This is a genomic window from Campylobacter concisus (assembly GCF_902460595.1).
GTDB classification, from domain to species: Bacteria; Campylobacterota; Campylobacteria; order Campylobacterales; family Campylobacteraceae; genus Campylobacter_A; species Campylobacter_A concisus_BL.
In genome coordinates this window covers 93,383-117,725 of record NZ_CABPVA010000002.1, presented here as the reverse complement: position 1 = coordinate 117,725, position 24,343 = coordinate 93,383, and the positions used below count along the sequence as shown (strand labels likewise).

The 24,343-nt window shown below is 38.6% G+C and carries 26 protein-coding genes; 5 read left to right on the top strand and 21 right to left on the bottom strand.

What is annotated here, in order from left to right; genetic code table 11:
• The first annotated feature begins 13 nt into the window (after positions 1 to 13).
• Complete coding sequence (locus F3G86_RS05315; protein ID WP_087581839.1) at positions 14 to 520, top strand: hypothetical protein; 507 nt, start codon at positions 14 to 16, stop codon at positions 518 to 520.
• Here the strand turns inward: F3G86_RS05315 and F3G86_RS05310 are convergent.
• Genes F3G86_RS05310 through rsmH form a run of 3 tightly spaced genes read right to left on the bottom strand, consistent with a single transcriptional unit; the run spans position 499 to position 3,658 of the window.
• Positions 499 to 2,448 (bottom strand): FUSC family protein, encoded by a 1,950-nt coding sequence (locus F3G86_RS05310; RefSeq protein ID WP_149723227.1) that lies wholly within the window; start codon positions 2,446 to 2,448, stop codon positions 499 to 501. The genes F3G86_RS05315 and F3G86_RS05310 overlap by 22 nt on opposite strands.
• Entirely contained in the window at positions 2,439 to 2,732 is a 294-nt protein-coding gene (locus F3G86_RS05305) for a hypothetical protein (RefSeq protein WP_002940285.1), read from the bottom strand. The genes F3G86_RS05310 and F3G86_RS05305 overlap by 10 nt, the downstream gene beginning before the upstream one ends.
• 2 nt (positions 2,733 to 2,734) lie before the next feature.
• Positions 2,735 to 3,658, bottom strand: a complete 924-nt coding sequence (rsmH, locus tag F3G86_RS05300) for a 16S rRNA (cytosine(1402)-N(4))-methyltransferase RsmH (RefSeq protein ID WP_149723226.1) — start codon at positions 3,656 to 3,658, stop codon at positions 2,735 to 2,737.
• 126 nt (positions 3,659 to 3,784) lie between these two features.
• On the opposite strand from rsmH, the gene F3G86_RS05295 reads away from it, so the two are divergent.
• The 4 genes from F3G86_RS05295 (at position 3,785) to ftsZ (ending at position 8,547) form a co-directional block, all read left to right on the top strand.
• On the top strand, positions 3,785 to 4,372 hold the full coding sequence (locus F3G86_RS05295; RefSeq protein WP_149723225.1) for a class II aldolase and adducin N-terminal domain-containing protein: 588 nt from the start codon (positions 3,785 to 3,787) through the stop codon (positions 4,370 to 4,372).
• A gap of 139 nt (positions 4,373 to 4,511) precedes the next feature.
• Positions 4,512 to 5,969, top strand: a complete 1,458-nt coding sequence (locus F3G86_RS05290; protein ID WP_149723224.1) for a peptidylprolyl isomerase — start codon at positions 4,512 to 4,514, stop codon at positions 5,967 to 5,969.
• Positions 5,970 to 5,974: 5 nt separating this feature from the next.
• A complete protein-coding gene (gene ftsA / locus F3G86_RS05285; protein ID WP_149723223.1) occupies positions 5,975 to 7,393 on the top strand; it encodes a cell division protein FtsA in 1,419 nt (472 codons plus the stop codon).
• 14 nt (positions 7,394 to 7,407) lie between these two features.
• Entirely contained in the window at positions 7,408 to 8,547 is a 1,140-nt protein-coding gene (gene ftsZ / locus F3G86_RS05280; RefSeq protein WP_148785420.1) for a cell division protein FtsZ, read from the top strand.
• Between the two features lie 270 nt (positions 8,548 to 8,817).
• Here the strand turns inward: ftsZ and F3G86_RS05275 are convergent, their stop codons facing one another.
• From F3G86_RS05275 to rpmH, 18 genes are all read right to left on the bottom strand, one after another.
• Positions 8,818 to 9,114, bottom strand: a complete 297-nt coding sequence (locus tag F3G86_RS05275) for a metal-sulfur cluster assembly factor (RefSeq protein WP_149723222.1) — start codon at positions 9,112 to 9,114, stop codon at positions 8,818 to 8,820.
• 3 nt (positions 9,115 to 9,117) lie between these two features.
• Positions 9,118 to 10,308 (bottom strand): peptidase M50, encoded by a 1,191-nt coding sequence (locus F3G86_RS05270; protein ID WP_149723221.1) that lies wholly within the window; start codon positions 10,306 to 10,308, stop codon positions 9,118 to 9,120.
• 1 nt (position 10,309) lies between these two features.
• Entirely contained in the window at positions 10,310 to 10,648 is a 339-nt protein-coding gene (locus F3G86_RS05265; RefSeq protein WP_149723220.1) for a hypothetical protein, read from the bottom strand.
• Between the two features lie 73 nt (positions 10,649 to 10,721).
• A complete protein-coding gene (gene msrB / locus F3G86_RS05260; RefSeq protein ID WP_149723219.1) occupies positions 10,722 to 11,762 on the bottom strand; it encodes a peptide-methionine (R)-S-oxide reductase MsrB in 1,041 nt (346 codons plus the stop codon).
• Positions 11,763 to 11,840: 78 nt separating this feature from the next.
• The gene (gene purH, locus F3G86_RS05255; RefSeq protein WP_149723218.1) at positions 11,841 to 13,373 is read right to left on the bottom strand and encodes a bifunctional phosphoribosylaminoimidazolecarboxamide formyltransferase/IMP cyclohydrolase; all 1,533 of its coding nucleotides are present in this window, start codon (positions 13,371 to 13,373) and stop codon (positions 11,841 to 11,843) included.
• A gap of 22 nt (positions 13,374 to 13,395) precedes the next feature.
• The gene (locus F3G86_RS05250) at positions 13,396 to 13,968 is read right to left on the bottom strand and encodes a hypothetical protein (RefSeq protein ID WP_149723217.1); all 573 of its coding nucleotides are present in this window, start codon (positions 13,966 to 13,968) and stop codon (positions 13,396 to 13,398) included.
• Positions 13,969 to 14,703, bottom strand: a complete 735-nt coding sequence (locus F3G86_RS05245; RefSeq protein ID WP_149723216.1) for a TerB family tellurite resistance protein — start codon at positions 14,701 to 14,703, stop codon at positions 13,969 to 13,971. It abuts the gene before it with no gap.
• Between the two features lies 1 nt (position 14,704).
• Positions 14,705 to 15,757, bottom strand: a complete 1,053-nt coding sequence (locus F3G86_RS05240) for an SDH family Clp fold serine proteinase (RefSeq protein ID WP_148824267.1) — start codon at positions 15,755 to 15,757, stop codon at positions 14,705 to 14,707.
• Positions 15,758 to 15,760: 3 nt separating this feature from the next.
• Complete coding sequence (gene purL, locus F3G86_RS05235) at positions 15,761 to 17,950, bottom strand: phosphoribosylformylglycinamidine synthase subunit PurL (RefSeq protein ID WP_149723215.1); 2,190 nt, start codon at positions 17,948 to 17,950, stop codon at positions 15,761 to 15,763.
• A 56-nt stretch (positions 17,951 to 18,006) separates the two neighbouring features.
• Positions 18,007 to 18,453 (bottom strand): DUF8095 domain-containing protein, encoded by a 447-nt coding sequence (locus F3G86_RS10465; RefSeq protein ID WP_188116429.1) that lies wholly within the window; start codon positions 18,451 to 18,453, stop codon positions 18,007 to 18,009.
• 21 nt (positions 18,454 to 18,474) lie between these two features.
• Positions 18,475 to 18,726 carry a hypothetical protein gene (locus tag F3G86_RS10460; RefSeq protein WP_188116428.1) on the bottom strand — a complete coding sequence of 84 codons (252 nt, stop codon included), beginning with the start codon at positions 18,724 to 18,726 and terminating at the stop codon, positions 18,475 to 18,477.
• 74 nt (positions 18,727 to 18,800) lie between these two features.
• A complete protein-coding gene (locus F3G86_RS05225; RefSeq protein ID WP_107714638.1) occupies positions 18,801 to 19,382 on the bottom strand; it encodes an NAD(P)H-dependent oxidoreductase in 582 nt (193 codons plus the stop codon).
• A 42-nt stretch (positions 19,383 to 19,424) separates the two neighbouring features.
• Positions 19,425 to 20,750: a tRNA uridine-5-carboxymethylaminomethyl(34) synthesis GTPase MnmE gene (mnmE, locus tag F3G86_RS05220; RefSeq protein WP_149723214.1), complete on the bottom strand. Its 1,326-nt coding sequence runs from the start codon at positions 20,748 to 20,750 to the stop codon at positions 19,425 to 19,427.
• The gene (locus F3G86_RS05215) at positions 20,747 to 21,829 is read right to left on the bottom strand and encodes a Jag N-terminal domain-containing protein (protein ID WP_149723213.1); all 1,083 of its coding nucleotides are present in this window, start codon (positions 21,827 to 21,829) and stop codon (positions 20,747 to 20,749) included. The genes mnmE and F3G86_RS05215 overlap by 4 nt, the downstream gene beginning before the upstream one ends.
• Positions 21,829 to 23,382: a membrane protein insertase YidC gene (gene yidC, locus F3G86_RS05210; RefSeq protein ID WP_149723212.1), complete on the bottom strand. Its 1,554-nt coding sequence runs from the start codon at positions 23,380 to 23,382 to the stop codon at positions 21,829 to 21,831. The genes F3G86_RS05215 and yidC overlap by 1 nt, the downstream gene beginning before the upstream one ends.
• Positions 23,383 to 23,724 carry a membrane protein insertion efficiency factor YidD gene (yidD, locus tag F3G86_RS05205; RefSeq protein WP_002940252.1) on the bottom strand — a complete coding sequence of 114 codons (342 nt, stop codon included), beginning with the start codon at positions 23,722 to 23,724 and terminating at the stop codon, positions 23,383 to 23,385.
• A complete protein-coding gene (gene rnpA, locus F3G86_RS05200; protein ID WP_035142427.1) occupies positions 23,721 to 24,056 on the bottom strand; it encodes a ribonuclease P protein component in 336 nt (111 codons plus the stop codon). The genes yidD and rnpA overlap by 4 nt, the downstream gene beginning before the upstream one ends.
• Positions 24,044 to 24,178: a 50S ribosomal protein L34 gene (gene rpmH, locus F3G86_RS05195; protein ID WP_002940373.1), complete on the bottom strand. Its 135-nt coding sequence runs from the start codon at positions 24,176 to 24,178 to the stop codon at positions 24,044 to 24,046. The genes rnpA and rpmH overlap by 13 nt, the downstream gene beginning before the upstream one ends.
• Between the last annotated feature and the right edge of the window lie 165 nt (positions 24,179 to 24,343).

Genomic DNA, 24,343 nt, shown 5'->3' with positions numbered 1-24,343 from the left:
AAGTCTATAAAAAATGAAAGAAAATCTAAGAAATACTATCATTAAAAATATTTTTTTCGTCTCAAAACAGCCAGTTTTATTTAGAGATTTACTTGAAGCAAATGCCCTTTTTAACGAAGGTATGCTAGTTGATGGCGCAAAGCTAAATTTTAGATTTAACCACGTGAAGCTCTATCAAATTTACGCACTTATCTGCTTTGTAGTCTTGTTTCCGCTTCTCATCATCACGCACCACTTTTTAGCAAAGGCCGACGCTCACATCTCAATAATCGCAACTACCATCGTCACTTCGGCTGTTTTTATCGGATTTGATATGTTTAAGGTTTGGGCAAGAAGAGAGATAAGTTTGGAGCTCATAAAAAAGGCTTGGAGCGTGCATTTTCCATATTTTGGATATGAAAAATATTCAAGCAAGGTTGAAGAAATTTACAACACCGCTCTAAAAAATGACGTTTCAAAAAAAGATTTAGAACAATATATATATGAAAAGCTAATCTCTCAAAAAGAGAGCGCTGAGTAAATTTCATTTTGTTTTAAAGCAACTCGTAAAATTAGCTTTTTAACATTTTCGTCTTTGCAAAGCAGTTTCGTTTCTATCTCACTTATGAAATAATATGGAAGTTTTTTGATCTTTTTATCTAGCATCAAAAACCTATCTGAGATGATTTTTATATCATTTTGCAAGGCGTTTTTCTCTTTTAACTCATCTAAATTCAGATAATTTCTAAGCTTAACTAGATCGCTATTTATATCATCAAGCTTGCTAGCTATAAATTTTGCATTTTTCATATTATCATTGTCTAAATTTTTACTAACTTTTATAGCATAGTTTAGCTCATTTAGCGAGCTTAAAATCGCTTTTTCATCAGCGCTAAAAGCATCTTTGTTTGACTCATTTAGAGAAATTTGCACTAAATTTCTAAAACCTATCAAGGTACCGCTTAAGCTACTTTTTATCGCTGTATAGTCATTTTTCCTAGTTAGCAGATATGTAGTAAAAACTATCAAAAAGCCAGCTGCCACGTCAAGCAGTCTATCGACCATAAGAGCTAAAAAGTCTTTTTTTATAAGCGAAAAAATAGCTGTAAATTCAAACATAAAAGCCGTTGCAAAGACGATTTGTTTATAGGCTTTAAGGTAATAAACCAAAAACATACCGATAAAGACAACCACGTAAAATGCGTATGATTCACCCATAAATTTCACAAAAGCAAGCGCGATAAAAAAGCCGATAACTCCGCCAAGAAGGCTATCTCTGCCTGCATTTTTTAAAGCATCTTCGTCGCTTTTGTTTAGGCTCATCACCGCTATGGCGATCCAAATTCCATGATTTATATGCAAAGCTTGCGCTATAAAAATGGCTAGCGACATGCAAATGGCAAGCCTTAAAGACTCTTTTAATACTTCATTTTTTAAATTTATCTTTTTAAACGCCTCTTTTAGCGTGATCTTTTTTGTGTTATTAAACGAGAGCTTATCCTCGCCGCCCTCTTTTATAAGTAAAAATTTATCATATAGCACGCCAAGCGAGCTTGCAAAAATTTTAAAATTTGAGTTTTTGGCTAAATTTAGCGCTTCAAATTTTAGTTTTGGAGTTTGATTTTTGAAAATTTTTTTAAGCTCAAAAAGGTTGTAAGCGATCTCATTTTTTACCTCATTTAAAAGCGCTTTGTCATCGATCCTTTCAAACGAAGCCCCTAATGTTCGAAGCAAAAGAGCGATCTCTTCAACTTTATAAAAATAAAATAGCGCCTTGGCTTGATTTCTAACTAGCTTAACATCTTTTATCTTTAGGCTTTTGTTTGCAAAAATTTCTTTTGATTTGTCAATCAAACTCATCAAATCTGCGATACTTGCGTAAAAATGGCTCGTGCCAAGCGCCTTGCTCGACAAAATGGCGTTATCCAGTAAAAAGCTGATGCTCTTTTTAGTAAATTTGCCGTATTTGCCAAAGTTTTCAAATTTTATGATGATGCTTAGCACGCCAGCAAGCACCAGACCGCCGATGCTTTCAATCACATTTAGTCCAACTGCGGCCTTTGTCACAAAAGCAACTAGCCCTGTTGCATTTACGGCGAGTAAAATTTTGTTTAAATTTGAGCTATAAATTTGGCTAATGCCTACCACAAATATCCAGACAAATACGATAAGCGATAGCCAAACGCCAAGGCTGATAAATGGATCAACAAAGGGCATAAAAGCGCAAGAAAGCGCGATGTAAAGTAGTAAAAATGCGAATTTACTCCTATCTTTGCACTCAAGCTCGCCAAGAAAGAATATACCCATCGTGATATTTACAGCCATGATGGCGCCACTTAGATGAAAGAAGTGAAAGCACAAAAAGCAGTTAAAGGCGATGGTTGTAGCAGCTTTTAGCGAGTAGATGAGCTGGAAATTTGCAGGGTCGTAGTAGTGGATAAAGCTTTTAAATTTTTTAATTATTTCCATTGACGCTCTTGCATATTGTTTAAAATTTGATTTTTATAACGCAAATTTTCAAGCTTTATGCTAAGAGCTCTGTTTTCTTCAAGGAGCATATCTCGTTTGCCGCTGATGTCGGCGATATCTCTACTTATATAATAAATTTGATTTGCTATATAAATTTTTGGCAAAAATAGAGCTAGAGCTATAAAAACCGCCAGATAGACCATCACTAGCGTCTTAAAGCTTAAATTTACCTCACGTTTTTGCTCCTCGTCGTGAAGTGTTAGCAGCTCTTCTTTTTCTTGCATCTTTATCCTTTTATCTTAAAAACACGCAGTTTTGCGCTCTTGCTTCGTGAGTTTTGCGCTAGCTCACTTTGGCTTGCTGTTAGTGGTTTTTTGGTTAAAATTTCGCCCAGCTCGTGGTTGTTTCCGCACTCACATCGGTAGATGCCAGGCGGGCAGATACAGCTGTTTGCCCACTTTTTGAAGCGCTCTTTTACGATCCTATCTTCAAGCGAGTGAAATGTTATGATCGCCACCAAGCAATCTTTAAAACCGCCCTTTTCTATGCTATCGAGCAAATTTGTTAGCTCATCTAGCTCGCCATTTACCTCTATCCTGATCGCCTGAAAAGCAAGGATCGCAGGGCTAACACCACGCCCTTTTATCTGGGCTGTGCCTATTATATTTGCAAGCTCTTTTGCGCTTGTTATCTTGCCTAAATTTCTAGCATTTATTATCTTATTTGCAACCCCAGCGGCATTTTTTAGCTCACCATAATCCCTAAAAATCCTAACTAACTCATCAAACGAGTAGTCATTTACCACGTCATAGGCGCTAAATTCTCGCTCTTTATCCATACGCATATCAAGAGTGTTTGAACCGATGCTAAAACCCCTATCATCTTTATCTATCTGCAGCGAACTAACGCCGATGTCAGCCAAAATTCCTCTAATATTTAAAATTTCATCGCCGCTAAGTTTGCTAATAAGCTCAGAGAAATTGCTCTTATAAATTTTCACTCTATTACCAAATGGCTCAAGTTTTTTGAGCGAGAAATTTATAGCTTCGATGTCTTTGTCGCAAGCGATCAAATTTAAATTTTCATTTTGAGACAAAATAGCACTAGAGTGTCCAGCATATCCAAGCGTGCAATCTATAAAATTTCCACGCAGATCTTTAAAAAAAGATAAAACTTCGTCAAGTAAAACGCTAATATGCGGACTTTGCAACACTGCCTCTTTAATGAAATTAGTGTGAAAATTTATCGAAATTTTACTTAAAAAGCTATCATTACATAAAATTTTACATAAATTTCAAGATAGCTTAAATATAATCACCCAAACATAGGAGAAAAAATGGACTTAATGCACTCAACAAATGAGATAAAAAAGATATCTCTTTCGATGTTTAGAAAGAATTTTTTTGGTGTTTTTCATGGTTCTATCTCAGCAAGAGTAGAAAAAAATCAATTTATCATCAACAAGCAAAATGCCATTTTTGACGACTTGCAAGATAACGATCTAACGCTTCTTTCATCAAAAAAAGACTACCGCTGGAATGATGCGAGTTTGGATGCTGATATACACTTAAATATCTACAAAAACATAAATGAAGCAAAATTTGTCTGCTATGCCATGCCTCCATATGCGACAGCTTATGCAATGAAACATGAAAAAATAGCGCCAAAAGACTATTTTGGGTGCATGAGATTTAATGAAATTTTAGTCTATGATCCAAAGCAGTTTGACGACTGGTATGAGCGTGCTGAGACAGAAATTTATAGAGCTATGATAGAGAAAAATACTAACGTTGTCGTGATCAAAGGATACGGCGTTTACGCGTATAGTAGGAGTCCTCAGCTACTTGCAAAAGATATAGCTTTGTTAGAAAATAGCTGTAAACTGCTTCATTTTACTGGTGGTTACAGCGATTTTAGCATTTAAATTTTTGCTAACAAAGATAAAAAATGTTAGTAAAAATTTAGCAAGAAACGTTTTTATAAAGCCCCATTTTAAGCTTATTTAAGCCAAATTTCTATAAAATATCGCACAAGCTTTGTTAGTATTTTAAAGGAAGAACTTAATGTTATCTTGGATGCAAAAACATAAAAAATACCTAGTCGTGACAATTTGGGTAAGCACGATAGCTTTTGTCGGTGCTGGTTTTGTCGGCTGGGGCGCATACGATCTAAACAGCAACAGAGCTACTTCAGTAGCTAAAGTAGGACATAGAAACATAAGCGTTCAAGAGTTGCAACAAAAATACGATAGACTTTATCAGTACTACAATAACGTATTTGAAGGCAAACTAACTCAAGAAAAAGCTGAAGAGTTAGGCTTAGAAAATGCTGCACTTCAGGCTGCTATCCAAGAAAATTTATTATTAAATTTTGCAGACGATATCGGTCTTAGTGTTAATAAAGATGACGTTTTAAAATATATAATCGTCGATCCAACATTTCAAAAAGACGGCGTTTTTGACAAAAATTTATACTATGATGTGCTAAGAAGAGCCAGGATAAACCCAACTGATTTTGAAGATAATCTAAAGCTAACTATCTTACTAGACAAACTTAGAACTATTTTAAATTTACCTGCAAGCAAAGAAGATATTGCGATGATGGAAGCTAGCTTTTTCATGCAAGATAAATTAGCTGTGCAAATAGTAAATGCTGATCAAAGCGATATCAAAGTAGATGAGAAAGAGCTAAAAGATCTTTGGGAGATAAATAAAAATAACTATATGACAAAGACACTTTATGGCATAGATACATACTTTGTCGAGTCAGAAAAAAGTGATGCAAACGAGAGCGTTTTAAAGTCTTACTATAATGAAAACCAAGATAAATACAAGGGATCTGATGACAAGATAAAACCTTTTAACGAGGTAAAAGCTGAGGTTAATAAAGACTATAACATAGAACAAAGCAAAACTAACGCTTTAGAAAAGTATGTCGCTGTAAAAAAAGCTGAACTTGCAACCAATGGTTTTATAAGCGTAAATGAAGACAATGCTACTTTTTCGCTTGATGAGATCAAGGGTGCAAAAGTTGGCGAAGTTCTAAAACCATTTATCTACAAAGATGGCTATTTAATAGCTAGAGTAAAAAGTATAACTCCTCCACAACCTATGAGCTTTGAACAAGCAAGAGCTAATGTGCTTGAAATTTATAAAAGTAAAAAAGAAAAAGAAATTTTAACAGCAAAAGCAAAAGATACTCTACAAAACTTCAAAGGCACAGATGTTGGCTTTGTTAGCAGAGAGGTAAATGGCTCTATTGCGGGCTTAAACGAGAGCGATACAAGAGCTTTTGTATCTCAACTTTTTGACACTAACAACACAAAAGGTTATGTTATATTAGATGACAAAGCCGTAGTGTACGATATTTTGGAACAAAGATTGCTTACTAACAATATAAATAACAACTATAAGCAAATAACACAACAAAATGTTGCAATGCTTAAAAACAACGAGTTGATAAAAGATTTAACAAATAAACTTCTAAAATATTATGAAGTTAAAGAATATGTCAAAAGGTAAAAATTTTGAGTACTAGAATTTTAGGCATAGATGTCGGATCATTTCAAATTTGTGCTGTTATAGCAGAACAAAATAATGATGGCATAAAAATAATAGGAATAGGCACAGAAAAAGCACAAGGTATAAAAAAGGGCGCTATAAACAACATTGAACTAGCTGCAAAGTCTATAAAAAATGCACTCATAGAAGCACAAAAAGTTGCAGGCACACACTATGAAAGAGTAGTGGTTTCGATATCTGGAAAATATACTAAAAGCGTAAATAGCAGTGGCGTAGTAAATATACCAAATCATGAAATAGGCATAAAAGAGATAGAGCGTGCTATGCAGATGGCAGATCACAATGCCGAGACATCACCAGAATATGAAAAACTTCATGTCTTACCTTACAACTTTAAAGTAGATGGACAGGAATTTATAGAAGATCCTATCGGCATGAACGGCACTAGACTTGAAGTGCAAACACATATCATAAGTATTCAAAAATCACAACTAAGCAACCTAAGAAAAGCTGTAAATTTAGCAGGCGTGCAGGTTGATAATGTAGTTCTTTCTGGTTATGCTTCAGCCATAGCAACACTAACAAAAGACGAAAAAGAACTTGGTGTTGCGCTTATAGATATGGGCGGCGAGACATGTAATATGGTAGTGCATGCTGGAAATTCATTAAGATATAACTCATATCTACATGTTGGCTCGGCAAATATAACCATAGATCTTTCAATGGCACTTCATACTCCTTTACCAAAAGCTGAAGAGATAAAACTAGAATATGGCAAGCTAGTAAATAAATCAGTAGATCTTATCGAGCTTCCAAGACTTGGCGATGAGCAAAAAACTCACGAAGTTTCACTTGATGTTATATCAAATGTCATCTCAGCTAGAGCAGAAGAGACTGTGATGGTACTTGCAAATATGCTTGAAGATAGTGGATACAAAGATCTTGTTGGTGCTGGCATAGTACTAACTGGTGGTATGACAAAACTTGATGGACTAAAAGACTTAGCTTCTGCGATATTTGACAACATGCCAGTTAGGATCGCTAGACCAAAAGAGATGGATGGTTTATATGAAATTTTAAGAGATCCGGCAAATTCTTGTGCCATAGGACTTTGTATGTATGGCGCTGGAGAATTTACGCCTTATGAGATAGACTCAGAAAAAAAGATGAGATATAAAGGTGAATTAAGATCAAAGCCAAAAACAAATTTCAATATTTTTGAAGAAGAGAAAAAAGAGAAATTTGAAGCAAAAAAACAGGAAAAAGATGATTTTGAAGAGGGTATTGAACTTGTAAATATGGATATAAATTTAGAGCAAACAAACAACAATAACGAGCTTGCAAATATCGCTGATATAAGTAAGCAAGAAAAAAAACCAAGTGCTTTAAAGAAATTTTGGCACAGCATGACACAACTATTTTGAGGAGAATTTTTACAATGAGCAACAGTTTCACAATCGAAGAGAACAAGAGCCTATATAGCGCAAAGATAAAGGTAGTAGGCGTAGGTGGTGGTGGTGGTAATATGATAAACCACATCATCAGAGAGAATCCAAATTTAGACATTGATCTAATGATAGCAAACACAGATGCTAAGGCACTTGACAATTCTCCTGCACACACAAAGATACAGCTTGGTGAGAAAAAGACAAAAGGTCTTGGCGCTGGTATGAGACCAGAGATTGGCAAAGAAGCTGCACAAGAGAGCTACGAAGAGATAAAAAGCGCTCTTGAAACTTCTGATGTTGTGTTTATCGCTTCAGGTCTTGGTGGTGGTACAGGTACAGGTGCTGCTCCAGTTGTTGCACAAGCTGCAAAAGAGATAGGTGCGCTAACAGTTGCAGTTGTTACTATGCCTTTTTCATTTGAGGGTAAAAAGCGAAGCAAACTAGCTGATATCGGTCTAAGCGAGCTTAGAAAAGAGAGCGACTCTATCGTTATCATACCAAACGACAGACTTTTAACTTTGATAGACAAAAAATCAGGCATCAAAGAGAGCTTTAAAATGGTTGATGAAGTGCTTGCAAGAGCGGTAAATGGTATGTGTTCTATCGTGCTTGACTCTGGTGTTAGCGATATCAACCTCGACTTTGCTGACGTAAAAACAGTTATGAGCCACAGAGGTCATGCTTTGATGGGTGTTGGCGAGGCTTATGGCGAGGGTGCAGCTCAAGAAGCTATTAAAAATGCTATCCAATCACCATTACTTGATAACATGAACATAAACGGAGCGCTTGGCGTTTTAGTTCATTTTAAAATGCATCCAAACTGCTCACTTGATGACCTTCATAGCGCGATGTCAATGATCGAAGAGGCATCTGATGATGATGCTGATGTGATCTTTGGTACAACAACTGATGAAAACATAGAGGATAATAAAGTCGAAGTTACTATCATCGCAACAGGTTTTAAAGGTACTGAAAAAGAAAGCGAAGAAAAAAAAATAGCCCAAGAGCCTGAAAACGATCTTTTAAATAAAAATATCGTTTTAAAAAGAAGAGTAAGTGGCGGATATAACAGCGACGAGTATATCTCTCAGCTAGATATCCCATCATACCTTCGCCACCAAATGGACTAAGTCCTAACTAAAAATTCTCCTGTTAAATTGCAAGTTTATCTTGCAATTTACCTTTTTATATATTCAAATTTTAACCATTATCTAGCAAACGCCTAAAATTATCTTCTATAGCTCGCATTTTTTAGTTTTTACTTGCATAAATTTATTAAAGAGTTTAAGCAGCCCAAGCAAATTTAACTACGCTTTTATGATATTTTTAAAATTTAAAGTAGAAATTTAAGTAGAAAAGCTAGAAATTTATTAGCCAAGTAAATTTCTAGCCAATAAATTTTAATTCACTCCAAGTTGTGCTTTTACAAAGTCACTTGCCATTTGGATATTCCACTCAGGCTTCCAAACAAGGTCTATCTCGCACTCTTTTACACCCTCCACACCAAGCACGGCAGTCTCTACCCAGCCAAGTATCATCTCATGAAGCGGACAAGACTTAGTTGAAAGCGTCATCGTCACCTTTGCTTTGCCATTTTCATCACAGCTTGCATCATATATGAGCCCAAGCGAAACGATGTCAAAGCCAACCTCTGGATCGACGATATTTGACAAAGCATCATAAATTTTTTCTTTCATTTTTTATCCTTTAAAACCAGTAAATTTAAAAACATTTATCATATTTACAGCAAGCAAAACGATGCTTAAAGCCATAAAGATCATGCTTGCATAGACCAAATTTCTCATCTCAAAGCTAACCGCCAAAGAATAGCACATAAGCGAAATGACATTAAAAGCTATGGCAAAATATGCAGCCTTTTTTAATATCATCGCATCAAGCAGCGGCACTTTTGCCTTGCCAACAAATGGCGCCACATAGTGATACCAGATGAGAAACGGCGCGATCTTATAAAGATGAGCCACGATAAAGGCAAACAAAAAGCCATATATCATAAAAAACGCAGCCAAATTTAGCTTTTCAAAAAACATAAATATAGTAGCCACAAACAAGGCAAGCAGCGAAAGAGCAATATTTACGTTCCAGTAATCATACGCCTTTCTTACACGCTTTTTTAGGATGTAAAACGCCTGAGCTATAAAAAACAAAGCCGCCACAACCACTGCGAAAATAGCTAAATTTTCATCGATTGCCAGCAAAACTCCAGCTAAAATATAGCAGGAAAGAGAGGCTTTGCTAAGTGTAAATTTAAGATCATGCGCCAAAGCAAACATCGGTAAAAGCACGCTTGCGGCCCCAAGTATCACGAAAAATACAAAGCCAAGCACAAAATATACGTGAAATTTTAATGTCATCATAAAATCAAGCATAAGTGTGCCGCCAAGTATCATCACTAGGCAAAATCCAAGCGTTATGCCAACTAGCAAAAATATCGCCGAGGCAAAGAGTGCAAAGGCTGCAAAGCTTCTTTTTTGATTATTTAAAAAGCTTAGCGCATAGGTCGAGCCAAAAAACACGAGCGAGAAAAATAGCAAAACTGCGCTGATTTGTAAAATTTTAGCCTCGCCAAATATCATCGCATAGCTCATGGCAAGCAGTGAAAAGCAAAAAATGGCTAAATTTATAATAGCCCCTTTGACCGTAAAAAATGGCTTTTCTAGTATGACCGAGGTTAGCTGATAGAGCGCTCCGATGATGATACTCATCACAAAGCCCACGAAAAATATATGCAAAAAGCCAGCCGTATTTAGCGAGCTAATCGCCTCAAAATCAGCGTAGAAAAAGGCCGGAACGCTAAGCGCTAAAAAGAAAATTCCAGTGATAAAGTAGCCGCCAACTAGCTTAAATGGCGGCGCATAGGTGTTTAAAAGCATCTTAGTGGCAAAGGCTCGTGTCTATGTTTTCTATACTTGCACCCTCTTTTAGGCTAAAAGTCATCTTCACAGCCCCGCCATCAAGGTCCTCGCGCTCCACGTCAAAGCTCTTTTCTATCTTTGGGATGAGCCCAGCTGGAAATTTGTGATTTACCATCACGATATTTGTATCTTTATCAGCAAATTTTATCGCCAAAAGCGCGTTCATCATAGGCTCTGGCGGCACGCAAGGACGTGAGTCAAAACCAACAAAATTTACTCCATTTTCACTAAATTTATAAAATGGCACCGTCGCACCCTCTACGTTAAACTGCTCTGCATTTTTAAAAAATTCACTCATTCTTTCTCCTTTTGATTTTGGAGAATTATACTCTGATTAAACTTTTCAAACCATTGATTTGCTTCAACAAAAGCTATTTTACGTAGGGGATAAACTCCTCGTATCCAAGCCTAGCCATATCTTCAAGCGGTATAAATTTCAGACTAGCTCCGTTTATGCAGTATCTTAGCCCGCCCTTATCGCTTGGTCCATCGTCAAAGACATGCCCAAGGTGCGCATCGCTGTTTTGCGACTTCACCTCGACCCTTTTCATCATAAAAGAGTTGTCTTCTTTATACGTAAGCGCCGTTGTCGTGATAGGCTTTGTAAAGCTTGGCCAGCCACACCCTGCGTCAAATTTATCAGCGCTTGAAAAGAGCGGCTTGCCACTTGTGATATCAACATAGATGCCCTTTTTGTCAAATTTATCATACTCACTGCTAAATGGCCTCTCAGTCGCCGCTTCCTGCGTCACGGCATACTGCTCGCTACTTAAAGTTTTCTTTAGCTCCTCTTTGCTAAGTGGCTTAAATTTAGCCTCGTCATAGAGCGGTTTGTCGGCTAAATTTAGATCTATATGGCAGTATCCAAAAGGGTTTTTATCAAGATAGTCTTGATGATACTCCTCGCCTACGATGAAATTTTTAAGAGGTGCGACCTCAACTACGATCTTATCTTTAAATTTCTTTTGCTCTATCTTTATAAAGCTCTCGATCGTTGGCAAATCGTCCTTGCTAACATAGTAAATCCCGCTTCTATACTGCCTGCCGACGTCATTGCCCTGTTTATTTAGCGAGGTCGGGTCGATCACTCTAAAAAAATGAGCCAAAATTTCAGCCAAAGCGACCCTATTTTCATCAAATTTGACATAAAGTGTCTCGGCGTGATCGCTCTCATGAAGCTCGCGGTAGCTCGTGCTCTCGCTCTTGCCATTTGCGTAGCCCACTTTTGTATCTACCACGCCAAATATCTTTTTAAAATATCCCTGCATGCCCCAAAAACAGCCACCTGCTAAATAAATTTCTTTTAAATTTTGCCCTGCCATCGTCTGCTCCTTTAAAAACTCATCTTTTGCCATTAAATTTACACCCAAAAATACCGCCAAAACCAAGAGAAAATTTAATATCTTTTTCATGTGAGCTCCTTTTTTTAAAGGATTATATAAAATTTAAAGTTATAAAGTGTGAAGTAAGGGGCAAAGCGCCCCTAAATTTTAGTGTAAGAAGTGTCTAACGCCAGTGAAATATAACGACATGCCGTGCTCGTCAGCAGCCTCTATCACCTCATCATCTCTGATGCTGCCGCCTGGCTCGATGACGCATTTTACGCCCACTTTGCTAGCGATGTCGATGCTGTCTCTAAACGGAAAAAACGCCTCGCTTGCAAGCACGCAGCCACTTAGATCGATCTTTAGCTCTTTTGCCTTCGCTACGGCCGCACGAGCAGCATCCACACGGCTAGTCATACCCATGCCAATAGCCACCATAGCGCCATCTTTTACATAAACTACGCAGTTGCTCTTCGTTAGTGCAGCCACTTTCCAAGCGATCTGAGCGTCTTTTAGCTCGCTGCCAGTTGCAAATTTCTTGCTCATTTGCTTCATATTTTCAAGCTCTTCGTCTTTTACGAAGTCTCTTTCTTGAAATACAAATCCACCATCAACATGTTTAAAGTCAAATTTATCATCCGCACGGACTAAAAATTTATTATCCTGAGTGAAAATTTTGATGCGTTTTTTGCTCTCAAACACCTTAAGCGCGGCATCATCGACATTTGCAGCGATGATTACTTCAACGTAAATTTCATTTATCTTTTTAGCAAGCTCCTCATCAAGCGTGCCATTTATCGCCACCACGCCGCCGTATGCTGAGATCGGGTCGCACTTAAGCGCTGCCACGTAGCTCTCAAGCAGCGTATCTTTTACCGCAAAGCCGCAAGGGTTAGCGTGTTTGATGATAGCCACGGCAGGAGCATCATCAAAGCTAGTTGCAAGCATTAGCGCGCCATTTATATCGGTCATATTATTGAAACTTGCCTCGCCTTTTAGAGCTCTAAAGTTGTTTGAAAAGAAATAATCAAACTCATAAAGTGCCCCTTTTTGGTGTGGATTTTCGCCGTATCTAGTGTCAAAAACCTTGCTTCCCACGATAAATCTAGCATCGCCAAAACCGCCATTAAACCTATCGTTCATATAGTTTGCTATCGTGCTGTCGTAGGCTGCTGTGTGCTCGTATGCCTTTATCATAAGCGATCTTCTAAACTCAAAATCATCGCTTTTTTCTCTTAGGCGCTTTAAAATTTCGTCGTAGTCAAGCACATTTGTGACTATAAGCACGTCTTTAAAGTTTTTAGCAGCACTTCTTACCATAGCTGGGCCGCCGATGTCGATATTTTCGATGATCTCGGCAAAGTCATCAGTCCTGATGGTAGTCTCTTTGAATGGATATAAATTTACGCAAACTAGGTCGATGCCCTCGATGCCATACTCCTTTGCCTGAGCCACGTGCGTAGCGTCATCGCGTTTGTGCAAGATGCCACCATGTATCTTTGGATGAAGAGTCTTTACCCTGCCCTCAAACATCTCAGGTGATGCCGTAAATTCGCTAACCTCAGTGGCTTTGACGCCTTCAGTCTTTAAAAGTTTGTAGGTGCCACCAGTTGAAAGTATCTGCCAGCCAAGCTCTTCTAGCCCCTTTGCAAACTCTACAATGCCCTCTTTATCGCTAACGCTAAGCAATGCCCTCATTTTTTCTCCTTTATTAAATTTTTTATTTTTTTGTTAAACACATACCTTTTACAAGCAGAAGCTGCCCCATTTTTATATCCTTTGCGATATTCTTTATCGATAAAGCTTCTAGTGTAATCATAACATTTGCAGCTGCATCTATATAATAGTCTTTTTTATCTACAAAGTTTTCACGCTTTTGACCAACAATATCAACGCTAAAGGCATAGCTTGAAATTTGATTGCCATCAAAGTAACTCGCATCTAATACGCTTAAATTTACAGGTTCCTCTTTCTCAAGCGCCTCGCATATCGGCTTTTTCGAGCTAAATTTCATCACCTTTATACCGCGATCATACGAAAAGATATACTCACTAATTTCATTTAATTTTTTTGCTTGAACTGACATAATGTCACTCTTGTTGCCATCTTTATCGACAAATATTATGCTCACATTGCTATCTTTAACATCGTAGTTGCTGATGACTAGCCTTTGATCTCGATAAAGCTCGCTTTGCGTAAGCTTAAAGTTTATCTCTTTTCCATCAACATTTACCACTTTAAAATCATTACAAAAGCCAGCCACCGCTAGCAACAAAATAATAAATTTCTTCATCTAAACTCCAAATTTCTCTTTTAATCGCCCATAAGCCTCATTTATCTCCTGAAGCTTCTTAGTCGAGCGCTCTATCACCTCTTTGCTCTCACCCCTGCCCATCAAAATGTCAGGATGATACTGCCTCACAAGCTCTTTGTAGCGAGCCTTTACCTCATCAAGGCTTGCATTTTTACTAAGTCCTAAAACCTCAAACGCATCGTTTTCTCGGCTCACCTCATCATGATCTGTCCCAAATCTTGAGCCATAGAAGCTATCAAATTTATAGATTATCTCATCAAGCGTCTCTTTATCTATGCCAAATCCATAAGCGATGTTTCTTATAACATCTTGCTCGCTTTTGTTAAATTCTCCGTCTATATAGGCTAAATTTAGAAAAAAAGTGAGCCTAGCTACGCAGGTATCGTAGTTTAGATTAAACGCGCGCTTGTAGTTTCTGGCGGTTTCATAGGCATTATCTACATTTTCTTTTTGGCTGTTATAGACCTCTTTTAGATACTCGCGCACGCCGCTAACGCCGCTAACTTTCTGACTTAGATCATCAAGCACTTGAGTGATCAGTCTAGCCTCTAGCTCGCTAACCCTGCCGTCACTTTTAGCCACTTTTGCAAGCAGTGAGACTAGAAATTTAGCCTCATTTACATTTGCTTGTTTCTTGCGGTTACTACCTATTTGAACATTCATAAATAAAAATATCGCACCGCCTAATATCAGTAAAAACAAAACTCCAGACATATTACCACAAGTGATAGATAGTATTTTTTATCTTGCCATTTACTAGCTCATTTTTACGCCATGAGCTCTCGTCGTTCATCACGTTCCAGCGGCGCTCCTCAGGGCGATAAAACCAGTCTTTATCGATCTGATAGTAAATTTGCTTGCCGTTTGTCTCGATGATGTTTGCGATGTTGTTATCGTGATAGCTGTTCTCATCGTAGTCGGTAAAGGCTCGCTGTCCCATCTCTGAGTAAAGTAGTGTTAGCTCCTGAAGCATCTCATTTAGATCATCGTCCATTTTTTTGACATGCAGGCCGATCTCCTGCGCCTCACGAAAGAGTATCGGATACTCGTGCGCTGGGTAGTCTGCGTTTAGTCGCTCTGAAATTTCAACGATCTTTTTGTCATCATCTATGTGATATCTAAGCAGCTCAGAGCAAATTTTAAGTGAGAGCGAGCTAGCACGATCAACCGCACCAAAAACTAGCGGATGGATATACTCATATAGCGAGTTATATGGGTTTGTGTCGTTTGGTCTATCTTTATCCTGCTCTTTCCAAAGCTTCACCACACGGCTAAGCTCGTCCATAGAGACGCTAACAAGCTCGTTGCCCTTGTTTGTAGGGCTTAGCTCGTGTTTTAAAGAGGTATCAACTGGCGTTAGATAGGCAAGTGGGCCCATTACGATCTCGTTTGCGCCAAGCGCCATCATCGTAGCAGCTGAGGCGCAGTTTGATGGGATCAGCGCTATTAAATTTTTGCAGTAGTTTCTAAGGGTGCTAATGATCCTAAGTGCGGCTATACCGCTTCCGCCGTCACTTTTTATGAAAAGATAGGCAGTGTCTATCTTTTTGCCCTTTAAAATTTCATACATCGCACTAGCATCGTTGCCGCAGACATTACCAGCGTTTGAGTTGTAGTAGGTTATCAAAGGGGCGTTTAGTCTCTTTTCTATCGCGCTTATTAGATCTTGCGTCTGGCTAAAGAGCACTGGCGGTTTTGCCACGCCCTTTTTCTCGTTTTGCTCTACTTCCTTTTCCCCGCTTGCTTTTTGAGACTTTTTAGAAAACATCTCTTAGTCCTCCTTTTTTACGATTTTCGCAAACTCTTTTAGATAAATTTCTCTTACGTCCTCTAAGCTCTCATCGATATCATTTAGCTTAAATCTCTTGCCGCCACTAACGCCGATCTTTTCAAATTTCACACCAAATTTAGTCGCAAGCGCTTCAAATTTAGCCTCGTCTTTCACGCCCACAACCGCTCTTGAAAAGCTCTCATCAAAGATGAAATTTGGCTCTTTAAATTTAACCTCGCAGTTTGCGCCGATGTTTGAGAGGCTAGCCATTTTTGCTAGCGTGATAGCAAGACCGCCCACACCTACGCTATTTGCAAACTCTAAATTTTGCTCTTTATTTGCCTCTATCACTAGCTCCCAAAGGGCCCTTTCAGCTTTATAATCAACCTCTTTTAGCTTGCCACCAACCACGTTAAATAGCGACTTTGCGTAAAGTGAAGCAGCAAATTCTCCACTTGTCTCGCCAAGTAGATATATCGCTTTACCCTCGCTTAAAAATGTGCTTTTTAGGTTTAAATTTGCATCTTCATTTACCCCAACTGTTACGATGGCTGGCGTTGGATAGACGCTAACGCCGTCAGTGTCGTTATAAAGGCTCACGTTACCGCTAACGACTGGCGTATTTAGCTCACGGCAAGCCTCTTTTATCCCTTCACATCCCTCTTTGAACTGCCACATAACCTCTGGATTTTGCGGGTTGCCGTAGTTTAGACAGTCGGTGATCGCAAGTGGCACAGCGCCGCTCATAGCCACCTTTCTACCAGCTGCAGCAACAGCTCTTGCAGCGCCGATTTTTGGATCAACAAAATTTGCTCTTGGGTCGCACTGCGCAGCCATAGAGACGGCCTTTTTAGTACCTTTTACTCTGATACTTGCAGCGCCTAAGTGCCCAGGCTGTTTTATCGTGTTTGTCTGGATATTTGCGTCGTATTGGTCGTAGATAAAGCTTTTATTTAGCACTTCTGGCTCTTTTAAAAGCTTGAAAAATGCCGTTTTATTATCAACGTTATTTGAAATTTCTAAATTTACTATCTCATCAAGGTATTTTGGACGTGCAACAGGACGGTCAAGCACCGGAGCTGCCTCGCTAAGTGGGCCGATAGGGATTTCGCCTGCAAGCTCGTCGTGCCAGTAAAGCTGCATCACGCCGCTACTTGTGACCTCGCCGATGATCTCAGCGTCAAGGTCCCACTTTCTAAAAATTTCAAGCACCTTTTGCTCAAAGCCTTTTTTGGCGCATATTAGCATGCGCTCTTGAGACTCGCTTAGCATTAGCTCATAAGGCGTCATGCCAACTTCGCGCATCGGCACGCGGTCCAGATACATCTTCATGCCGCTGCCGCTTCTGCCAGCCATCTCAAAGCTAGAGCTCGTTAGCCCTGCTGCACCCATGTCTTGGATACCGATGATATAGTCTTTTTTGAAAAGCTCCAAGCAAGCTTCCATGAGCAGCTTCTCGGCAAATGGGTCGCCCACTTGCACCGTTGGGCGAAGTGATTTATTTTCGTCGTTAAAGCTATCACTCGCCATCACAGCGCCGCCAAGTCCGTCCCTACCGGTCTTTGAGCCCACGTAGATGACTGGGTTGCCAACACCTTCAGCCTTGCCGTAGAAAATTTCATCACTTTTGCAAAGTCCAAGCGCGAAAGCGTTGATTAGGATGTTGCCATTAAAGCTAGGATCAAAGGTAGTCTCGCCGCCGATCGTTGGGATACCCATGCAGTTACCATAGTGACCTATGCCAGCGACGCTTCCTTTTAGTAAATATCTATGCTTTTTGGCTAGCTCGTCCTCGCCTCTTATCTCGCCAAAACGAAGTGAGTTCATGTTCGCAACAACTCTTGCGCCCATCGTAAAGACGTCTCTTAAAATTCCACCAACGCCAGTTGCAGCGCCCTGAAACGGCTCGATAAAGCTTGGGTGGTTGTGGCTCTCCATCTTAAACACAGCGGCAACCCCATCGCCAACGTCGATGACGCCAGCATTTTCGCCAGGTCCTTGAATGACCCAAGGTGCCTTTGTCGGAAAGCCGTTTAGGTATTTTTTGCTTGATTTGTAGCTGCAGTGTTCGCTCCACATCGCTGAAAATATGCCAAGCTCTAGTAAATTTGGCTCACGGCCTAGGATTTTTAAGATCTCTTCATACTCTTCATCGCTGATTTTATGTGCTTGTATGGTAGCTTTATCCATTGATGTAACCTTTTAAGAATTTTAAGCTATTTTACAACCTTGCTTATAAAAAGTTACTAAAAAGCCTTTTGAAATTTACTAAAACAAAGCACATTTGAGAGAATTTCACCTTGTCTCACGAGGTCACTTTCGATAAATGTTTTGTAAAAATTTTGCGTTAGCGTCTCAGCTTTTATCTTCTCTTCATCTTCGCTTGAAAGGTTGAAATAATACCTCGTCTCTCTTAGAAAAAAGCCTTGATCATTAGATATATCTGAGCTTAAGATCACTGCAAAAAAGCCATTTTTCAAAGGGTGATTTGTCACGCTTTTTACTTTTATCGCCTCTTTGCCGCTTACAAATGCCTCGCAAACTGGCATGCTCTTTGTGCTATAAACCACGCTCTTTATAGCGCCATTTGAAATTTCATAAAATTTGATATTTTTTGCATTTATTAGCTCATCTATATCGTTAGAATTTGATAGTACAGCGTCCTTGCTGGTGTCTAGGTTTTTAACGATCATCGTTTTATTTGCGTCGCCACTTTACATTAGCTCGCCAAGTGCGCTAAATTCTGCATTTACGCTGGCTGCTTTGATCTCAGCCTTGCCGACAATGTTTGCAAATTTATTAAAGTCATCTAGGCCGTTTTGAAGCTTATAAAATCTCATCTCATGTAAGGTTTCGTTATTTTCAAGGTAGAGTAAATTTGACTTTTCGCTTGGCGCTAAAATTTGCTTGCCAGCGCACCCTGCAAATAATATAACAGCAGCTAAAAATAGAAATTTTGTCCTCATTTTCCCCACACAAGATAGATATAAATTTAAATGCCCTCTAGCGCAAATGACTAGAGAGCGGCAGAAATTTGTTTTTACGCTTTGAAAACTTTTTCAAGATGCGCCTCATACTCTTTTAGGTATCTTGGCACGTCTGGCATCTTGATAACATCGCAGCAGATAAAGTGCGGAAGCGACTTTAAGCCCATAAATTCATTTGCCTTTCTAAAATGAAAATAAACTCCATCAACACCGCGCGCCTCAAAAAACTCATTTGGATCACTAAATGCCTCGGCTGGGGCATTCCAAGTAAGGCTTAGCATAAAATTCTTGCCATTTAGCAAGCCGCCTTTGCCGTAGTTTTTCGCAGGATCTACCCTGTGCCTGCCATCACTAGTATAAAGCTTGCCATGACCTGCGGTAAAAACCTCGTCGATATATTTTTTCACTATCCAAGGCTCGCCCATCCACCAAGCTGGCATCTGCCAAACTACCGCATCCATCCAGAGAAATTTCTCAACTTCAGCCTCGATATCATAGCCTTGATCTATCACGGTTTGCTTTACCTCGTGACCCATTTTCGCTAGTTTTTCACACGCGAGATCGTGAAGTGTTTGATTGAGCCTGCCATCTGAATGGCCAAATTTTTTGCCACCATTTATAAGTAAAATTTTCATATTCTCTCCTTTAAAAAGCGCAAATTTTAACCAAAAAAAGTATCATTTTCCTAAACAAAAATGACTAAACATCTCGTCTAAAATTTCACTTCTCTCAAATGGCTTTGTGATACTTGCAAGTGCCTTTATCGCGGTATTTAGCTCATAAGCAAAAATTTCTAGCTCCTCTTCACTTAGCCTTAAAAATGCTCTTTTTAAAGCCTCGCTCGCCTCTTTACAACTTAAAATTTGGCGGTTTGAGCTTAGCATGATCTCGTCAGTATCTTGCGTCTTGAGATAGCTTTCAAGCTCTTTTAAAACTACGCTCGTATCGGTTTTTGCTGAAATTTTGATAGCACCGTCCAAATTTAAGTCAAATTTAAACGCAAGATCGCTTTTGTTTAGGATAAAAAAGGCTTTTTTGTTTGAGTTAGAAACGAGCTTTATTATCTCTTTATCTTGCTCGTCGCTTAAAGATGAGCCGTCAAAGACAGCTAGGATGATATCAGCCTCGTTTATGGCTAAGATCGAGTAGTTTATGCCGATTTGCTCGATCTTTCCGGCATCTTTTCTGATGCCTGCGGTGTCTATTATGCGAACTAGATGCGAGCCGATCTTGAAATTTTCTTCTATCCTATCCCTAGTCGTGCCCGCTTCGTCACTAACGATCGCTCTTTCATATGCCAAAAATGAGTTTAAAATGGAGCTTTTACCAACATTTGGCTTGCCGACGATGGCGATCTTAAAGCCATCTATGAGCCCTCTTCTTTGCTCGCTAAGAGTGGCTATGCGCTCTAGCTTCTCGCTATTTTTTAAAAGCATCTGCTTAGTCTGCTCTAGCAAATTTGCAGGCAGATCATCATCAGCGTAGTCGATCATAGTCTCAACAAAGGCAAGAGTTTTGACCACTTCACCCCTGATCTCGCCTACAAATTTACTAAGATCACCTTGCATTTGGCGGGTTAAAATTTTAGCAGCGATCTCGCTTTTTGAAGTGATGAGCCCTTGCATCGCCTCGGCTTTTGCTAGATCCATCTTGCCATTTAAAAATGCCCGCTTACTAAACTCGCCAGGCATTGCCGGCCTTGCACCAGCTCTTATTAGCTCATTTAAAATTCTCTCGCTCACCATAACGCCGCCATGAGTTTGAAACTCGACGATATCCTCTCCAGTAAAGCTTGCTGGGGCTTTAAAATATATAACTATGCCCTCGTCTAAAATTTCATCATCAATGGAGTAAATTTTGGCTAGTTTTGCGTATCTTGGCTCTAAATTTGAAAGTTTAAGGAGTTTTAAAGAGGTGGCCAGGGCGTCCTTGCCGCTAAGCCTTACGATAGAAACTGAGCCGATGCCATAAGCTGTGGCAAGGGCTACGATAGTTTCACTCATTTTTTGAAAAAGTCATTTACGACGACAAATTTGCCGTCATTGCCGCTTTTTATGCCGACATATTTATCTGGAAATTTCTCGCGAAGTTTCTCAAGCGCGATCTTAACTAAAACCCCATCAAGTGGCTTTGTTTGGGCTCTACCGCTATTTTGCACGCGCTCGATCACACCATTTAGATATTGATCCATCATAGCTTCTTGATTTTGTAAAAACTGCGCGATCTCTAGGCGGATAGCAAGGTTGTATTTTGAATTTAGCCAGTTGTAAAGCATATAAGATATCGCTTTATATCTATAACCCTCTTTGCCGATAAGTAGCGCCGCATCAGCTCCGTCTAGCTCGATAAGCACGGTCTCATCGTTAAATTTACTAACCTCTACCTTATCTATCTCAAAGCAGCTTGCTTTAAAGAGACGTGTCATGCCCTCTTTTATCTCAGGCAAAATTTTATCAAATTCGATCACAACCTTCTCTTTTTTCTCTTTTGGCAAAGCTTGAGGTGCACTCTCTTCATCTGTATGGTTGAAATTTTCGATGATTGAAGTATCTAGGATATTTTTAGGAGTACTTTTGCTAGCTTGTGGCTCTTTTGCCACTTTAGTCTCTTTTTGCTCTTTTGGCTCATCAAGCCTTTTTATAACATATCCTGGCTCTTCAGCCTCTTTTTCGCCCTTTTCAGCAAAGGCATCTTTTGCAAGAGCTGAGTTTTTCTCACTTAAATTTGGCTTTTCATTTTTATGCTCTTTTTGCTCAGGCTTAGCCTCATTTTTCTCATCTTTATGCTTTTTAGGATTTCGCTTTTTATCATTATGATCGTGTTTTTTGCTCTGCTTTTTCTCTTCTTTTGCAGGCTCGTTTTCATCGCTTTTTTTAGCAAAATTTCTATCATTTTTTGGTTTGTGCTGTGGTTTTGGCTGATTTTCTAAATTTGCCTCAATGATCGCTGTCTTTTTAAAAAATCCAAAAATTCCGCCACTTGGGTGTTGCAAGACCTTTATATCAAGCTCAGTGACCGAACAGTTAAGCTGCTCGGCTGCCTTTTGAAATGCCTCTTGGAGAGTATTTGCTTCTATTTTCATTAAGCCTTTACCTCCGCAGCTTTTTTATGTTTTTCAAAAAGTTTATTTACAAAGACTTGTTGAACGACCGAACAAACGTTATTTACAAACCAGTAAAGCGTAAGACCTGCTGGGAATGTCACAAAGAAAAATGTGAAGATCAAAGGCAAGAATTTCATAACCTTTTCTTGCATAGGATCAGTAAATGTCGTTGGTGTAAGTTTTTGTTGTAAAAACATCGTTAAACCCATTAAGATAGGTAGCACAAAGTATGGATCCATCACTGAAAGATCGTGTATCCAAAGTATCCAAGGAGCGCCTTTTAGCTCGATCGCATTTAGTAAAACACGGTAGATCGCAAAAAATACCGGAATTTGAAGCAAGATCGGCAAGCAGCCACCCATCGGGTTTGCGCCATGTTTTTTGTATAGCTCCATCATATGAACTTGCATCTTTTGCTTATCGTCTTTATATTTTGTTTGGATCTCTTTTACCTTTGGAGCAAGCTCTTTTAGCTTATTCATCGATAGCATACCCTTATATGTAAGTGGGAATAAAACTATCCTTATAACAAGCGTTAGCACGACTATCGCCCAGCCCCAGTTACCGATGTAGTTATGTAAGAAATTTAAGAATGCAAACATCGGCTTTGCTATAAATGTAAACCAACCATACTCGATAACGTCATTTAGTCTCTCGTCCATCGAGCTTAAAATTTTATGCTCTTTTGGTCCGATGTAAGCGCCTAGTTTTAAGCTATCATTTGCCTTTACAAAGACGATAGGATTGTTATTTGCATCTTTATCTACAATAGCTTCAAATGGTTTATCAAATGAGTAAAATAGCGCTGTGTAGTATCTATCAGATGCAGCTGCTATAGTTGTGTTTGCATAGTTTTTAACCTCTTTTGCATCGCCATCTTCTATGATATTTAGGCTATCGTCTGTATTTCTAAGCATGACACCATGAACTGTGTAGCTATCTATCGCGATGTTTGGCCTAAAGCCAGGAGTGATGAAATAATCAACACTTTTACTTAAATTTACTTCAACTTCATAGCGACCATTTGGATAAAATTTGATATTTTTTGTGACTGTAACGCCATCTAAATTTTGAATGAGTTTTATGGTTTTAGGCTCGCTGCTAGCATCTACCTCGCTAGCGTCACTGCTATATGCAACCTTAAAAGCATCAGCATTTAAAGTACTATCGTTAAATCTAAGCTCAAGTGGTAATGGATTTTGTGAAACAAGCTCGATTTTGTTGCCATCTTCTGTTTTGTACTTATCTTCGGTGAGATAAAACTTCGCAATCCTGCCCAGCTTATCTATCTTTGCTTCGTAGCTTTGACCTTTGATAGTAGCGATTATCTCGTTTGAAGCTAAATTTTCATTTGATTTTGGAGTATCGTTAGCAGAGGCTGGGGCTTTGCTTTGATCCATTGTTTGAGAGATCGTTGTCTGGTTTTGCTCTAGTGGAGCTCTTTTTGGCATAAAAAAGTCATATACTATAAAAAATACGATAGACAAAAGTGCTGCAAGAAGCAGTCTTTTTTGCATAGACATCTGTTCCATTTAATTTTTTTCCTTTAATTTATCTAATACTTTTACGACATAAAATTTACTATTTTGGCAAGGGATAAACCAGAAATTTACATTTTTGGTATCGCTTTTTTGAAATATAAAACATGAGTTAAATTTTTTGCGGATGATTGGGTAGTTGATACCGCCTTTGAAAAGTTGATTGCATCTTAAAATTCGCATAAATGTTGCAAAAAAAGCAGAGAAAAAGCTATTTGTTTGAAATTCCCAAATGGCGTATTGTGAGCAAGTCGGATAGTAGCGACAGCTTTTTGGCAGAAGTATGGAAATATATTTTTGATAAAAAGCGATAAATTTAATCGCAAATTTTTTCATTTTAGACATCCCATTTTTTTTGTAGACCAGCTCAAATTTTTACAAATTTTGTCAAATGAAATTTCTGTAATTCCATTTTTTGCGACCATAATGTAAGTGCCATCTTTTAGCTCATTAGAAATAGAAAAAAAAGCAGCTCTTAAAAGTCTCTTTGCTCTATTTCTAACTACTGCTTTTCCCACTTTTTTGCTAGCAACAACTGCTAATTTTTTTTCAATTGTAGGTTTATAAAAAACTACGCAAGCGTCGCAGTGCCATTTGCTGGCCTCTTTATAAACCTGAGAAAATTCTCTCGAGTCACTTAGTGACTCAAAACCAGCTAAGCAGCCAATCTTTTTCTACCTTTAGCACGTCTAGCATTGATAACCTTGCGGCCATTTTTAGTTTTCATTCTTAAACGAAAGCCATGAGTGCGTTTTTTAGGGGTTTTATGAGGTTGATAAGTCCTTTTCATTTCTATCCTTAAAGTTAATATAAAAAGTGGGATTTTATCAAAGCAATACTTAAATTCCTTTGAATAAATCAGCCCGAAAAAACTATAATTTAAACTTTAAGTAAATCAAGTTATAATCCAAAAATGAAATTTCATAAAAATAAAGATCTCTTAGAAAAATTACTT

What these genes read in the sequence shown, in the direction of transcription:
- F3G86_RS05315 (WP_087581839.1), top strand. Translation starts at nt 14, where the DNA reads ATGAAAGAAAATCTAAGAAATACTATCATTAAAAATATTTTTTTCGTC.
- F3G86_RS05275 (WP_149723222.1), bottom strand. Translation starts at nt 9,114, where the DNA reads ATGAAAGAAAAAATTTATGATGCTTTGTCAAATATCGTCGATCCAGAG.
- F3G86_RS05270 (WP_149723221.1), bottom strand. Translation starts at nt 10,308, where the DNA reads ATGCTTTTAAACACCTATGCGCCGCCATTTAAGCTAGTTGGCGGCTAC.
- mnmE (WP_149723214.1), bottom strand. Translation starts at nt 20,750, where the DNA reads ATGAGTGAAACTATCGTAGCCCTTGCCACAGCTTATGGCATCGGCTCA.
- msrB (WP_149723219.1), bottom strand. Translation starts at nt 11,762, where the DNA reads ATGAAAAAGATATTAAATTTTCTCTTGGTTTTGGCGGTATTTTTGGGT.
- purL (WP_149723215.1), bottom strand. Translation starts at nt 17,950, where the DNA reads ATGGATAAAGCTACCATACAAGCACATAAAATCAGCGATGAAGAGTAT.
- F3G86_RS05295 (WP_149723225.1), top strand. Translation starts at nt 3,785, where the DNA reads ATGGACTTAATGCACTCAACAAATGAGATAAAAAAGATATCTCTTTCG.
- F3G86_RS05240 (WP_148824267.1), bottom strand. Translation starts at nt 15,757, where the DNA reads ATGTTTTCTAAAAAGTCTCAAAAAGCAAGCGGGGAAAAGGAAGTAGAG.
- rpmH (WP_002940373.1), bottom strand. Translation starts at nt 24,178, where the DNA reads ATGAAAAGGACTTATCAACCTCATAAAACCCCTAAAAAACGCACTCAT.
- F3G86_RS05310 (WP_149723227.1), bottom strand. Translation starts at nt 2,448, where the DNA reads ATGGAAATAATTAAAAAATTTAAAAGCTTTATCCACTACTACGACCCT.
- F3G86_RS10465 (WP_188116429.1), bottom strand. Translation starts at nt 18,453, where the DNA reads ATGATCGTTAAAAACCTAGACACCAGCAAGGACGCTGTACTATCAAAT.
- F3G86_RS10460 (WP_188116428.1), bottom strand. Translation starts at nt 18,726, where the DNA reads ATGAGGACAAAATTTCTATTTTTAGCTGCTGTTATATTATTTGCAGGG.
- purH (WP_149723218.1), bottom strand. Translation starts at nt 13,373, where the DNA reads ATGAGGGCATTGCTTAGCGTTAGCGATAAAGAGGGCATTGTAGAGTTT.
- F3G86_RS05215 (WP_149723213.1), bottom strand. Translation starts at nt 21,829, where the DNA reads ATGAAAATAGAAGCAAATACTCTCCAAGAGGCATTTCAAAAGGCAGCC.
- F3G86_RS05290 (WP_149723224.1), top strand. Translation starts at nt 4,512, where the DNA reads ATGTTATCTTGGATGCAAAAACATAAAAAATACCTAGTCGTGACAATT.
- F3G86_RS05225 (WP_107714638.1), bottom strand. Translation starts at nt 19,382, where the DNA reads ATGAAAATTTTACTTATAAATGGTGGCAAAAAATTTGGCCATTCAGAT.
- F3G86_RS05265 (WP_149723220.1), bottom strand. Translation starts at nt 10,648, where the DNA reads ATGAGTGAATTTTTTAAAAATGCAGAGCAGTTTAACGTAGAGGGTGCG.
- yidC (WP_149723212.1), bottom strand. Translation starts at nt 23,382, where the DNA reads ATGGAACAGATGTCTATGCAAAAAAGACTGCTTCTTGCAGCACTTTTG.
- ftsZ (WP_148785420.1), top strand. Translation starts at nt 7,408, where the DNA reads ATGAGCAACAGTTTCACAATCGAAGAGAACAAGAGCCTATATAGCGCA.
- F3G86_RS05305 (WP_002940285.1), bottom strand. Translation starts at nt 2,732, where the DNA reads ATGCAAGAAAAAGAAGAGCTGCTAACACTTCACGACGAGGAGCAAAAA.
- yidD (WP_002940252.1), bottom strand. Translation starts at nt 23,724, where the DNA reads ATGAAAAAATTTGCGATTAAATTTATCGCTTTTTATCAAAAATATATT.
- F3G86_RS05245 (WP_149723216.1), bottom strand. Translation starts at nt 14,703, where the DNA reads ATGTCTGGAGTTTTGTTTTTACTGATATTAGGCGGTGCGATATTTTTA.
- F3G86_RS05250 (WP_149723217.1), bottom strand. Translation starts at nt 13,968, where the DNA reads ATGAAGAAATTTATTATTTTGTTGCTAGCGGTGGCTGGCTTTTGTAAT.